Annotated in this window: 11 protein-coding genes; 3 read left to right on the top strand and 8 right to left on the bottom strand. The window is 58.9% G+C overall.

Annotated features, from left to right (window positions below; all coding sequences use genetic code 11):
* Positions 1-13 precede the first annotated feature (13 nt).
* The 3 genes from SRB521_RS04735 to SRB521_RS04725 all read left to right on the top strand — a co-directional run bounded on the left by SRB521_RS04735 (position 14) and on the right by SRB521_RS04725 (position 3,795).
* Positions 14-889, top strand: a complete 876-nt coding sequence (locus SRB521_RS04735) for an isocitrate lyase/PEP mutase family protein (protein ID WP_075704280.1) — start codon at positions 14-16, stop codon at positions 887-889.
* A 48-nt stretch (positions 890-937) separates the two neighbouring features.
* The gene (locus tag SRB521_RS04730) at positions 938-2,239 is read left to right on the top strand and encodes a GntP family permease (RefSeq protein WP_207735896.1); all 1,302 of its coding nucleotides are present in this window, start codon (positions 938-940) and stop codon (positions 2,237-2,239) included.
* Positions 2,240-2,310: 71 nt separating this feature from the next.
* A complete protein-coding gene (locus SRB521_RS04725) occupies positions 2,311-3,795 on the top strand; it encodes a sigma-54 interaction domain-containing protein (RefSeq protein ID WP_116722515.1) in 1,485 nt (494 codons plus the stop codon).
* 290 nt (positions 3,796-4,085) lie between these two features.
* On the opposite strand, the gene SRB521_RS04720 is transcribed toward SRB521_RS04725, so the two are convergent.
* From SRB521_RS04720 to SRB521_RS04685, 8 genes are all read right to left on the bottom strand, one after another.
* Entirely contained in the window at positions 4,086-5,204 is a 1,119-nt protein-coding gene (locus SRB521_RS04720) for an ABC transporter ATP-binding protein (RefSeq protein ID WP_075704282.1), read from the bottom strand.
* A gap of 223 nt (positions 5,205-5,427) precedes the next feature.
* A complete protein-coding gene (gene nagB / locus SRB521_RS04715) occupies positions 5,428-6,177 on the bottom strand; it encodes a glucosamine-6-phosphate deaminase (protein WP_075704283.1) in 750 nt (249 codons plus the stop codon).
* A 188-nt stretch (positions 6,178-6,365) separates the two neighbouring features.
* Entirely contained in the window at positions 6,366-7,397 is a 1,032-nt protein-coding gene (locus tag SRB521_RS04710; protein ID WP_033118194.1) for an ABC transporter permease, read from the bottom strand.
* Positions 7,394-8,641: an ABC transporter permease gene (locus tag SRB521_RS04705; protein WP_033118195.1), complete on the bottom strand. Its 1,248-nt coding sequence runs from the start codon at positions 8,639-8,641 to the stop codon at positions 7,394-7,396. Before SRB521_RS04705 ends, SRB521_RS04710 begins: the two co-directional genes overlap by 4 nt.
* A complete protein-coding gene (locus SRB521_RS04700) occupies positions 8,638-10,179 on the bottom strand; it encodes an ABC transporter ATP-binding protein (protein WP_033118196.1) in 1,542 nt (513 codons plus the stop codon). Before SRB521_RS04700 ends, SRB521_RS04705 begins: the two co-directional genes overlap by 4 nt.
* A gap of 217 nt (positions 10,180-10,396) precedes the next feature.
* On the bottom strand, positions 10,397-11,548 hold the full coding sequence (locus SRB521_RS04695) for an anti sigma factor C-terminal domain-containing protein (RefSeq protein ID WP_116722516.1): 1,152 nt from the start codon (positions 11,546-11,548) through the stop codon (positions 10,397-10,399).
* Positions 11,538-12,035: an RNA polymerase sigma factor gene (locus SRB521_RS04690; RefSeq protein ID WP_075704285.1), complete on the bottom strand. Its 498-nt coding sequence runs from the start codon at positions 12,033-12,035 to the stop codon at positions 11,538-11,540. The genes SRB521_RS04695 and SRB521_RS04690 overlap by 11 nt, the downstream gene beginning before the upstream one ends.
* 84 nt (positions 12,036-12,119) lie before the next feature.
* The gene (locus SRB521_RS04685; RefSeq protein ID WP_116722517.1) at positions 12,120-13,277 is read right to left on the bottom strand and encodes a YcxB family protein; all 1,158 of its coding nucleotides are present in this window, start codon (positions 13,275-13,277) and stop codon (positions 12,120-12,122) included.
* Between the last annotated feature and the right edge of the window lie 37 nt (positions 13,278-13,314).

Here is a 13,314-nt window from a genome sequence, read left to right as displayed (position 1 = left end):
GGAGAAATGCTATATGAACATGTATGATAAAAGAATTCGTTTGCGTGAACTGATGGCCGCTCCGGAGTGCGTACCTATGATGGGGGCTTATGATGTTCTCAGCGCAAAACTCATTGAGCAGGCCGGCTTCCCCATTGTCTACACTGGCAGTTTTATCACGGGTGCCTCCCAGTACTTCTTGGCCGATGTGGGCTTGGTCCAGCTCAAAGACCTGCTTCCCTTGGCCTATGAGATTGCCAAGGAAGTGGATTTACCCATCGTATGCGATGTAGATAATGGCTGGTTCCACTCAGGTAATATCTGGCGCACGGTTCATGAGTTTGAGTCCGCCGGGGTATCCGGCATCCAGGTGGAGGATGGAATCATCGGTAAGCATGTCTCCACCGGTGCCGTTGACATGTCTAAAGATGTCATGTGTGACCATATTAGAGCCATGTGCGAGGCCCGTAAGGACCCCAATTTCGTCATCATCGCACGCACTGATGCCCTGTGGCTGAAGAATGACTTAGAGGAAACCATTGACCGTTGCAACGCCTATCTGGACGCTGGAGCCGACGCCTGCTTCATCACCTTCCCCGGCTCCATTCAAGGCATGAAGGAGTGGCGCCACCGCATCCACGGCCCTGTGGTTACCACCTGTATCAGATTTGAAGATTCTATTGCACAGGAGACCGAGGCGGGGGCATGCCTGTCCTGCTACTGGCCAAACACCATTTATGCCGCCTTTACGGCTGTCCGCAACACGCTGAAACAGTTTGCGGAAACCCGCGACATGACCAAGGTGGACGCCAAGTTTGACGAGGATGAACTGCTCAAGCTTCTGCCCCTCCAAAAGTATTACGATCAGATGGACAAGTACCACGGGGAAAAGATGTATTTGGGCGGTTGAGAAGGTCGGATATAGGCTGCATTGAATATAACAAAAGGGGGCTTTGAGTTGATTTCTATACTGTGGGTTGTCCTAACTTTAGCCTTAGTGGTGGTCTTGGCCTTTAAGAAGGTCAACATCGTGGCAATTTCGGTGTTGGCGGCTGCGGTGTTGGCTCTGCTGGACGGTCAGAATCTGATGACGGCTCTGACGGACACCTTTATGACCTCGGCAGCTAACTATGTAAAAAACTTTCTGCTTCTATTCGCTATCAGCGCTCTGTTTGGCAAGCTGATGGAGGTCACCGGTGCCGCCGCCTCCATCGCAAAATTTCTTGCCAAGCTTCTTGGCCCCAAGTTTGCCATCGTAGGTGTAGTACTCACCGGTGCCGTCTTGGTCTATGGCGGAATCTCCTCCTTAGTTATCGCTTTCACCCTGTACCCCATCGCCCTAGCCTTGTTTCAGGAGGCGGATCTGCCGCGACGCTTGCTGCCCGGTGCTATTGCTGCCGGCTGTTTCACTTTTGCCGCCTCCGCCTTCCCCGGTACGACCCAGCAGATGAACATCATTCCCCAACCCTATCTGGGCACCGATGCCATGGCCGCCCCATTGCTGGGCATCATTTGTGGCATCATCGGCCTGTCTCTTGCCTGTATCTATATGTACTGGGAGGGCCAGCGTGCCCACAGGAACAACGAGCATTTTATGGCTGACGAGAGCATCATGAGGGACATTGAGGCTTCCAAAAAAGAAGGGGAGAACATACACCCCTTGATTGCCTTTATCCCGATGCTGGTTATCATCGTGCTTCTGATTGCTTTCCGAGTTCCCGCCCTGCTGGCAGTATTCGTGGGCACTATCGTCTGCGCCGTGCTCACCTTCAAAACACTGAAGGAAAAGGATATCGGCGCATGCATCACCGCTGCCGTGCAAAATGCGGGCAACGCAGTAATTTTCACTGGATCCATCGTGGGCTATGGCGCTGTGGTAGGGGCCAGCACAGGCTACGCCGTGCTCAGTGAACTTCTCACCTCCCTGAACGCTCCCCCACTGGTGTCCTTCTCCCTGGCTACCACCATCCTAGCGGGCGCAGCTGGAAGCGGTTCGGGCGGCTTGGTCATCGCTTTGGAGGCTATGTCCGAGCAGTATCTGGCATTGGGCATACCTGCCGAGGTGTTGCATCGGGTAGGTGCCTTGGCCGCCATTGGTCTAGATTCCCTGCCCCACAACGGCGCCGTTATTGTGTTGCTGGGCTTGTGCGGAATGACGCACAAGGACTCCTATAAGCAAATTTTTGTCACCACCGTTGTTATTACTTGTCTGGTGTTTATCATTTCCATCATGTTGGCAACTGTCATGTACGGTCTATAGCTGTATCCAATCCACAGTCAAAAAGCCGGGAGCTTTGCGGGCTCCTGGCTTTTTGACATAAGAAAGGATTCATGATATTATTTTATTACTATATCGTAGCAAGGAAGGTGCTGGCGATGTCAGGGACAAGTAAGAAAGAGAAAGAAATTGAATTGCTGCACACCATTCTACAGCACTGTGACGGCTCCATCTTTGTAACTGATGGTGAGGGCCGGATCATTTTTTCCAATGACGAGTCCTCCCAAGCGTTGGGCCTTGCTACAGAAGATTTGTTGCATATGACGATCTACGATTTGGTGGATGCAGGTATTACCAAGGGCGCCGTATCGGTTAAGGTCATTGAAAGAAGGTGTCCCGTGACCGACCGGGTTTACTACCCTGGTCACCGAGAGAACATTGTTACCGGCACTCCTGTTTTTGATGACAGCGGAAACCTGATCATGGTGGTGGTCTACGGGCAGGGGAAGAAATCCATTTCGGAACGGATCAAATTCCTGGAAGAGAGAGACAACGCTTTCTCTCAGGCCGTTGATAAATTGCTGGATTTTCAGTCTGAATCCCATATAGTGGCGGAAAGCCCGACAATCCAAACGTGCTTCTCCATGGCTAAAAATGCTGCCCACCGGGACAGCTCAGTCATGCTCTATGGGGAATCTGGAAGCGGCAAAGAGATTATGGCTCGCTTTATTTACAATAATAGCTACCGAGCACAGAGGTTGTTTTTACCTGTCAACTGCGCGGCGATTCCGTTGGAACTGATGGAATCAGAGTTTTTCGGGTATGAAAGGGGGGCTTTTACTGGGGCCAACCACGAGGGGAAGCGGGGCCTGTTCGAACTGGCGGACGGCGGCACCCTGTTTCTGGATGAAATTGGTGAACTGAACCTTCCTATGCAGGCCAAGCTGCTTCGGGTACTGGCTACCGGCGAAGTCCAACGGGTCGGGGGCTCCAAACCCAAAAAGGTGGACGTGCGGATCATAGCCGCCACCAACCGGGATCTGCGTCTCATGATGGAAGACGGCACCTTCCGCGAGGATCTCTACTATCGGCTAAATGTAATTCCGATTACCATCCCACCGCTGAGAAAGCGGCATGAGGACATTACGGTGCTGGCCACCCAATTTTTGTGCCAGCTAAACAAGAAATATTCCACCCATAAATTATTTTCAGGGCCTGCACTGGCTGCCCTTCAGAACTATGACTGGCCTGGAAATATCCGTGAGCTGCGCAATGTCGTCGAGCGTGTATTTGTCATTATACCGGAGGACATGATTACGGAACAGCATATCCGTGACATTCTGGGCTTCTCCCATACCGTCGCGGCTAGCGCCGGGGAGGAGATGGCCCTATCGGAGGATTTTTGGGAGAGTTCTCTGCAAACGGCTACCGAGCGTTTTCAGCGCGCCTATCTTACCCGTGTGCTCAGATCCTGTGGCGGGAATATCCGTGCAGCCGCCCGGTATGCGGGTATCGGACGTTCTGGTCTCTATAAAAAGCTGGACCGAATGGGTATGATGGAGAAATCCCATTGGATAGACCCAGGCAAGTCCTCCTAATCTTCCCATTGGAAGCGGATAAAACCGAGCGTTGACTTGCTTCAGGCCGCCCACCAAACGAGTTTTATAGGCATGGCCTGCACCCCTAGTCGTGTTGCCCTCTCTATGCGCCGCTTTCAGGCGAGGGTGCCCGCCGAATGTGGGGCGACGCGCGTTTTGTCTTTGTCCTGCCCCAATCACAGTAAAAAGGATGGCGCTCCGCCTTTTCCGGCAGAGCGCCATCCTTTTTTATCGGGAGCTCATGTCACAAAATTTCACACAACAGCGGGACACGATCGCCGTTTTCCCGTTCACAGCAGGTTTTTTCCCGTCTCCGGGTCGAAGAGGTGGACCAAGTCCTCACGGAAGGTAAAGTGCAACTCGGTGCCGTAGCCCATACCGCCCCGCTGCTCTTCCGCCAGCTCCGTAGTGGGGATGCGCAGTACCACATCCTTGCCGCCGGCATTTACGTGCAGGTGGATCTCGCTGCCCATCATCTCGGACACGTCCACCTTGGCGGAGATGGTGTGCTCCCCCGCGCCGTTCTGGAGATGGATATGCTCGGGACGGATCCCCAGGGTCACGGGCCGCGTCTCCGCACCCTTGTCGGCCAGCCCTTGCTGGATCTTTTCAGACAGGGGCATCATGGCCCCGCACACCTCCACCTGGTAGCCGCCGCCGGTCTTTACCAGCTTGGCGTCAAACAGGTTCATCTGCGGAGTGCCGATAAACCCGGCCACAAAGATATTGGCAGGGTGCTCAAATACCTCCTGCGGGGTGCCGATCTGCTGGATATAGCCGTCCTTCATGATGACGATGCGGTCACCCAAGGTCATAGCCTCGGTCTGGTCGTGGGTGACATAGATGAATGTTGTGTCGATGCGCTGGCGAAGCTTGATGATCTCAGCCCGCATCTGATTACGGAGCTTGGCATCCAGGTTGCTGAGCGGCTCATCCATCAGAAAGACCTGGGGATTGCGCACGATGGCGCGGCCGATGGCCACGCGCTGGCGCTGACCGCCGGAAAGCGCCTTAGGTTTGCGGTCCAGATAGCTGGTGATGTCCAGGATTTCGGCGGCCTCCCGCACCTTCTTGTCGATCTCGTCCTTGGGCAGCTTCCGCAGCTTCAGGGCGAAGGCCATATTTTCGTACACGGTCATGTGGGGATAAAGGGCATAGTTCTGAAAGACCATGGCGATGTCCCGGTCCTTGGGCTCCACATCGTTCATCCTCTTGTCGCCGATCAGGAGGTCCCCCTCGCTGATCTCCTCCAGCCCGGCGACCATACGCAGCGTGGTGGATTTACCACAGCCGGAAGGGCCCACCAGAACGATGAACTCCTTGTCCGCGATCTCCAGATTGAAATCGTGGACCGCCGTCACCTTGTTGTCGTAAATCTTCTTCACGTTTTTCAGGGTCACAGTTGCCATGTACACAGGCCGTAGGGGCAATGCCTCCGCAAGTACCCCCTCGCCCGCAGAGCGCATAGCTCCGCGGACGTTACGACAGGTCTCCACACTGCCGCACCGCCGGCCCGGCGGGTTAGGTCTCCTCCTTTTTTACGGCTCCCGTGCCCCTATAAGGTAGGAGTAAGGGCCCGGGGCCTTTTTCTATGTCACCGCGGTCAGCCGCGGGGGACACCCATTCCGGTCATTAACACGCTTCCTCACCGGTGTTTGGCAGTCTGGACAGCGCCGCCCGGTCTCCCACCAGGACCACGTCGCCATGAAGCTGCAGGATGGAGCCGGGTACCTCCGGTGTGATCGGGCCGCAGAAAGAGCGGTAGACGGCCTCGGCTTTGTCCTCACCGCTCACCGCCACCAGCACCCGGCGTGCCTCCATGATACAGCCGATGCCCATGGTAATGGCCTGCCGCGGCACCTCATCCGCACTTTCAAAAAAGCGCGCGTTGGCGTCAATGGTGCTCTGGGACAGCTCCACCACATGGGTTTCCTTGATAAAAGCGGGGCCCGGCTCGTTAAACCCGATGTGTCCGTTCCTCCCCAGGCCCAGGAGCTGGAGGTCCGTGCCGCCCAGCGCGCGGAGCATGCTGTCGTACCGACTGCACTCCTCTTCCGGGTCCTGCGCCATGCCATTGGGCACATAGGTGTTCTCTTGTCGGATATCGATGTGGTCGAAGAGGTTTTTCTGCATGAAATCACGATAGCTCTGGGTATGGGTAGGGGCGAGCCCTCTGTATTCATCCAGGTTTACCGTGATGACGTCCCAAAAGCTCAGATCGCCCTTCCGGTTCCATTCGGCCAACTGATGGTAGATTCCCACCGGAGTGGACCCGGTGGCCAGCCCCAGCACACAGTCCGGCTTTCGGATGACCTCGGCCGAAATCAAATTGGCGCATCGGCGGCTCATGGCCGCATAATCCGCCTCTTGATAAATTCTCATAAATGACAGACTCCCTTGCCTACATTCTGTAGTCATTATAAATGAAATCGCCCGAAAAGCCAAGTACAATTTTTCCGACGCAGGACGGCCCGCATCTGTCGCACATCCGCCCCAGGAGCAGAAAGGCAGGGGTCTTGCGGCCCCTGCCTTTCTGTGCGGCAGAATCGTTCCGTCCGGCGGCCCGTGTCTTACCGCTGGCCCTTGTCGTAGGGGATGCCCTCTGCCTTCGGCGCCCTGGACTTTTTGGAGGTGAAGGCCAGCACGATCAGCGTGATCAGATAGGGCAGCATCCGGTAGAAATGGGGGCTCACGCCGATCTGCGCCAGCAGGTACACCCCATCTCCATTGATATCGATGCTGGCGTAGGAGGCCGCCACGCACTTGAAAAGGCCGAAAAGCAGCGCGGCGCCGGCAATGTTCAGCGGCTTCCAATTGCCGAAGATCATGACCGCCAGAGCCAGAAAGCCGAACCCCGCCACATCGCCGGTAGCGGCACAGTTGGCGGTGGTCAGAGCGTAAACGAAGCCTCCCATGCCCGCCAGCGCGCCGGAGATGGTGGTCCCGGCGTAGCGCATCTTATAGACGTTGATCCCCAGCGAGTCGGCCGCCTGGGGATTTTCGCCACAGGAGCGCAGACGCAGACCGAATCTGGTCTTATAGAGAATGATGGACAGCACCACAAACAGAAGGATACAGACATAGGTAGCCAGATAGACCTTATGGAGAAAGGTGTTGCCGAAAAAGCCCAGATCTGCTGTGCGGTCAAAGCCCAGCGTGGTCTTTTTGATCATGAACCAACTGGCGGCGTCGCCTTCCGCCATCTGAAGCGTATTCTGGTTGGCCAGGATACGGATGAGAAAGAGCACCAGGGCGGGGGCCATAAGGTTCAGGGCCGTGCCGCCGATGGTCTGATCGGCCCGCAGATTCACGGAGGCGAAAGAGAGCAGCAGGGAGAACACCGCCCCCAGCACCGCCGCCACCAACATGGCCAGCAACTCAAAGCCCTGAAGCGCCACCCAGTTGTCCGCCGCTTTCGCCGCCGCGAAGATACCGGCCTTCTGCGTCAGGTTGACAAAGAGCACCCCCGTGAAGGCACCGAAGATCATAATGCCCTCAAGAGCCAGGTTGATGATACCGCTGCGCTCGGCAAAGACGCCGGCCAGGGCCACGATCATCAAAGGGACCGCGTAAATCAAGGTCTGCTGAATCAGAAACGTCATGCCTGCTCGCCTCCTTCCTGCGCCCCGGAGGACGGTCCGGCGCCCGTATCCGTCCCTCCGGCCTGTGCCGCGATCGCCTTTTTGCGCTTTTTCCGTCCGTCGAGCAGCATCCGGATCAGCAGTGAGAATGCGCTCAGATATACGATCGTGGCGATGATCACATCCGTGATATACTCGTTGTAAGCGGTCAGGTTGGTAAGCTGCAGACCCACGATATCCAGCATGGACATAAAGCAGCCGGTAAAGATCACCGCGATGGGGTTGTTTGCCGCCAGCAGGGCCACCGGAATACCGTTGAACCCAATGGCGGGCAGGGACTGGTAGGTAGACCAGAAAAACTCGGTATTGCCGGAGAGGTAGTAGAGGGCCGCCGCCGCACCGGAGAGTCCGCCGGCAATGGCCATAGAGAGCACGATGTTGCGCTTGTCGTTGATGCCGGCATAGCGGGCGGCATGGCGGTTGCTGCCGCAGGCCTTGAGCTGGTAGCCCAGGGTGGTCTTGGACATCAGGATATAGACGAGCACGGCGATCACCACGGCAATCACGATCCCGCCGTTGACCTGAGAATTGGGGAAGAGCTTGTTGAGCCCCAGCTTGGCGGTCTCCACGCCGTTGAAGCTCGTCTTATAGATGTAGCCGCTCTTGGTGTTCTCCACCACGTTGCGGAACTGGCTACCGTCAAACATCCAGGTGACCAGGTTTGCCGCGATCCAGTTGGTCATGATACAGGCCAGCACCTCGTTGATGTTCAGGAACGCCTTTACCAGGCCCGGCAGGCAGCCCCAGAGGGCGCCCGCCAGAATCCCGCCCACAAAGGCCAGCGCCCAGATCAGCCAGGCGGGCACCGTCTCGGAGGGGATACCCAGGGCAATCATCAGGGTGGCCGCAGTGCCCATCAGGTACTGTCCCGGGGCGCCGATGTTGAAGAGTCCGGTTTTAAACGCCACCGCCACGGACAGTCCGGTCAGGATCAGCGGCGTGGCCCGGAAGAGCATGTTGCCCATGTTTGTGGGGTTGAAGCCGAAGGTCAGGCTGCCCGCCGCGTCGCGCCCGGTACTGACCAGACCACCGAAGACCAGGCGGATCCCATCCCAGGCGCTGGACAGCCCCAGGGCGGGATTGGCGAGGCCCACAATCAGGATGATGACGCTGCCCACCGCCAGGCCGATCAGGATGGAGATCAGGGATGCCAGGACCGCCTTGGTCCCATCCCTGCCGTATAAACTGGAAAGCTTCTGCTTCACACCTGCTCACCCGCTTTCGTCGTTCTCTTGGCGCCGGCCATATAGAGGCCCAGCTCCTGTACGTTGGTGGCCTTGGGGTCCAGCTCGCCCACGATCTCACCCTCATACATCACGAGGATGCGGTCGGACAGGCTCATGACCTCGTCCAGCTCCAGGGAGACCAGCAGCACCGCTCTCCCCTTGTCCCGCTCGGCCACCAGTTGGCTGTGGATGTACTCGATGGCGCCCACATCCAGGCCTCGGGTCGGCTGCACCGCCACGATCAGGGGCTTTTCCCGGTCGATCTCCCGGGCGATGATGGCCTTTTGCTGGTTGCCGCCGGACATGCTGCGGGCGATGGTGACCGGCCCCTGTCCGGAGCGCACGTCATACTGTTCGATCAGATGCTCCGCGTAACTGCGCACGGCGCCCCGGTCGATAAATCCCATATGCTGGAACTGCGGTTCCTGGAACCGCTGCAGCACCATATTCTGCTCCAGCGTAAAGTCGAGCACCAGGCCGTGCTTGTGCCGGTCCTCCGGAATATGGCTCATCTGGGTCCCCCGCTGACGGATGGAGGCATGGGAAATATCGTGTCCACACAGAGTCACACTTCCTCCGCCGCTCTTTTCCAGACCAGTCAGCCCATAGACCAGTTCCGTCTGACCATTGCCGTCGATCCCTGCAATGCAGAGGATCTCCCCCGCATGGACCTCAAAGCTGACGTTGTTGACCGCGTTGCGCTTGTGCCCCTTGGACGGGACCACGAGATTCTCCACCCGCAGCACCGCGTCCCCCGGCCTGGCCGTCTCCTTTACGACCTCCAGCTGGACAGGGCGTCCCACCATCATATTGGACAGGGACTGCTTGTCCGTATCCTTGGTCTCCACGGTCCCGATGTACTTTCCCTTGCGCAGCACGGTGACACGATCTGCCACGGCCATGATCTCGTTGAGCTTATGGGAGATGAAGAGAATGGATTTCCCCTCCTTGGCAAACTCCCGCATGGTGGCCATCAACTCGTCGATCTCCTGGGGCGTGAGCACCGCCGTGGGCTCGTCGAAGATGAGGATCTCGTTGTCCCGATAAAGCATCTTCAAAATCTCCACCCGCTGCTGCATCCCCACCGTGATGTCCTCCACCTTGGCGTCCAGGTCCACCTTCAGGCCGTACCGCTCCGACAGGGCCTCCACCTTTGCGCGGGCCGCCTTTTTCTGCAAAAACCCCATTCTGGTGGTCTCCGCGCCCAGGATGATGTTATCCAGTACGGTGAATACCTCGATGAGTTTGAAATGCTGGTGTACCATGCCGATGCCCAAGGCGGTGGCGTCGTTGGGATCGTTGATCTTCACAACCTCGCCGTTTTTCTTAATGGTCCCCGCCTCAGGCTGATATAGGCCGAAAAGGACGCTCATCAGGGTGGACTTGCCCGCGCCGTTCTCCCCCAAAAGGGCATGGATTTCTCCCCGGCGCAGCTGCAGGGTGATGTCGTCGTTGGCAATGATCCCGGGGAACTCCTTCGTGATGTGGAGCATCTCGATGACGTTCTCAGATTGCATAATGATCAGCCCGCTTCCTCCGTTAAAATACATAAATAATTATAGTATACCCATCCCAAAAAAACAAGAAATTTATCCATCCCACCCGAAGTCGGCGGCGCACGGCGGATGCGCCTCTCCTCCCACCACTTTTTCGGAAGGTTTTTTCCTCCTCCAGCGCCTCTGCAAAAGGGAAGGGCGGAGACTTAATGTCCCCGCCCCGCTGGTTTCACCACATTCAACTCTCAAAGCGCGCTGAAAGCCGGAGGGATTCGATCCCGACCCACTCGGCTTCCGCCTCGCCGCACAGGGCGGCCAGCGTTTCCGGCCGGCCTGAGACGTAGACGCCGTAAGTGTATGCGCCGTTCTCCTCCACATAGCGCAAGGCGTCCCGGTAGTAGCTCCCCGCCGGCCCGCCGATCTTTTCCGCCAGGACCGCCCGCTCCGCCTGGTACCCGAGCAGGGCCAGGAAGTGCCCGGTATAGACCTTTCCCAGGTCGCTGTCCTCCCTGTGGAGGGGCAGCCACAGGAAGGGATATCGCTCCTCGTCCTCCTCCGCGCCCAGCATGCTCAGCCCCGCCGCGTCAAAGCCCGCCAGGGGAAGGAGCTGCCTGCGCTCCCCATCGTTGATGCGCACTCCCACCCACTGGAACCGCAGGTCCGGATACCGTCCGGCCAGCCCGGCGAATTCCTCCATGGAGAGGTCCCGCGCAAAGGAGAGAGACAGTGTCGCATCCAGATAGTCCGGCAGTTCGGCCAGAGCCGCCGCCGTCTCCTCCGGGCTGTGTCCTGGTACCTGCTCCGTGGCATAATAGGGATAGGTCCCCCGGGTGAATTGGTTGATGGCCACCCACCGGCGATAAAAGTCCTCCTCAAAACGAATGTCCGCCAGATCCATGGTTCCCTTGGTCGCAGTCCACTCCCCCGCCGCCAGGTCGCTCTCATAGAGGGTGAGGTCGTAGGAGCCCAGGCCGGTCTCCTGGGCATACACCGTCTGGCTGGACCACTCCGGGAAATGGAGGCTCTCCAGCACGGCCACTTCCAGCTCCAACGAATCCAGATAGTTGTCGCCGTCTGCCGTCGGATCGTAGAGCACATATCGGTTGAGCAGGGGGACGGCGGCAAACCGCCAGGCCAGGAGGGCCAGAAGCACGAGGACGAAGGCCACCAGGACCGTTCCCGCCCGGACCCTCCGCACCGCCTGTCTAACTCTGCGGACCTCTCCCCTCTCCTCCCCCGTCTCCGGCCCTCCGGGCAGGTCCAGTTCGTCGTGTTCGGCCACGTAGTCGGTGAGCAGGCGGTATTTTGCAAGCTCTTCCTCCACCAGCTCCGCCTCCTCCGGCGTGGCCGTGCCGGAACGATAGCGTTCATAAAGCGTTTCAAATTTCATAGCCGCCCTCCTCCAGAATGGTTCTCAGCCTCTGCCGCGCCCTGCAAAGCGCCGTCTTGGCAGCTCCCTCCGTCATCCCTGTGAGCTCTCCCGCCCGTCTCAGGGAGAGTCCGCTGAAGTAGTGGAGCGTCAGAAGCTCCCTGGGCTGGTCCGGCAGTTTTCTCAGCGCCCGGTAGAGGGCGGCATACCGCTCCTCCCGTAGCAGCCCCTCCAGAGCCGCCTCCGGTACCGGCAGGTCTAGCCCCTCCGCCGGCACGGTGGGGCGGCGCTTTCTCCTGCGCAGCTCATCCAGCCACAGGTGCCTGCACACCCGGAGCAGCCAGTAGCGGACGCTGGGGTGGCTGTCGTCAAGGGTCAGCAGCGCTGCCTCGAATGCGTCGGACACAAGGTCTTCCGCCAGAGCTCGGTCCCCGCACAGGGAGAGGGCATAGAGGAGCGCGGCGCGATAGTGATCTCGGTAGAGCGCCTCCAGCGCGTCGGCATGCATCGTTCTCCCCCCTCTATCTCAATAAGCGCCGGACACTGAAAAAGGTTACAGAAAAAAAGGCGCGGGGACCCGCGCCTTTTTCGCCTATTTCTGCATATGGCTCCGGGCATATTCCGCCGCAGCCTCCTGCGCCGCCCGGTCTGGAAATGCCTTGGCAGGAAAGACATGGAGCTTGTTGTCCCTGCGGAAGAGGAAGAGCCCCTCCTCCTCGGAGCAGACCGCCGCCACCTGGTCCCAGCGGGCGGTCTCCCGCTCGCCTCCATGGAGGCTTACCATCCCGCCAGACCACCACAGCTCCCGCTGGGGGCCGTCCAGCATGCTTCGCAGGGCCCCCTTCCGCTCCTGACGGGACACCAGGAACCGGAGCACGGGCGGGAGCAGCATCAGCAGCGGCACACACAGGGCCAGCCCCAATAGGACAATCCCCAGGGCATAGAGCCATTCCGCCGCTCCCTCCCGGGGAATGGACGTCCCCACGCCGATCCCGGTCAGAATGCCCGTGAGCAGTACAACGGGCCCCAAAACCGACATCACGATCCTGACGGGCGTCCAGAATAGCCGCGTGTGGACATAGCGCAGGTTGGCCTGCGTCAGCACGCGGCACAGTTCAGCCGTTTCCCAGGTATACTCCAGGGTGATCTCCGCCTGGGGGAGCCGGTCCGCAGCCTCGACATCCTGTTCCTCCGCCTCCCACGGCACGTCTCCGGACACAGCGCCATGCAGCGCCGCCGCAAACGCCTCCCGCTGCGCCCCGTGTTCAAAGGCGCAGGGCGGCAAAACCTCCCACGGTCCGCTTTTCGTATAGAGGAGGCAGAAGCCCTTTTTCGTCCATATCTCTGTGAGCTGCCCCCACGGCAGCACCAGGCGGTTGTCTCCGTACCGCACCGTCACCCCTTCCGCCGTCAGCGTTACCACATGGGGCCCGAAAAAGGCCGCGTCGGGGCGGTTCACCCGCAGCCGCCTTCCGGCACGCCGCCGGGGCGACAGCAGGTACACCTCCAGCGCACTCAGGAGCAGCATGGCCAGCAGCGGCCCCAAGACCCAGGTGAACGCCTCCTCCCACTCTCCCCAGACGCGGACCACCCCCAGCATCAAGAGTCCCCCCGCGCCCACTCCCGCCGGCAGCAAAAACAGCAGCCGTGCCGCCAGGCGCAGCACTGAAAGAGGTCCTTTCAGCCTTCCCTCATGGAGGCTGAGCCCCCGGAGATAGTCGTCCCGTGTCAGATTATAGCGCAGTTCCATGGGTCACCTCGTCTCTTCGTCCTGCCGTTTTGACGTC

The organism is Intestinimonas butyriciproducens, from assembly GCF_004154955.1.
Lineage (GTDB): Bacteria > Bacillota > Clostridia > Oscillospirales > Oscillospiraceae > Intestinimonas > Intestinimonas butyriciproducens.
This window is presented reverse-complemented; position numbering and strand designations above follow the sequence as displayed.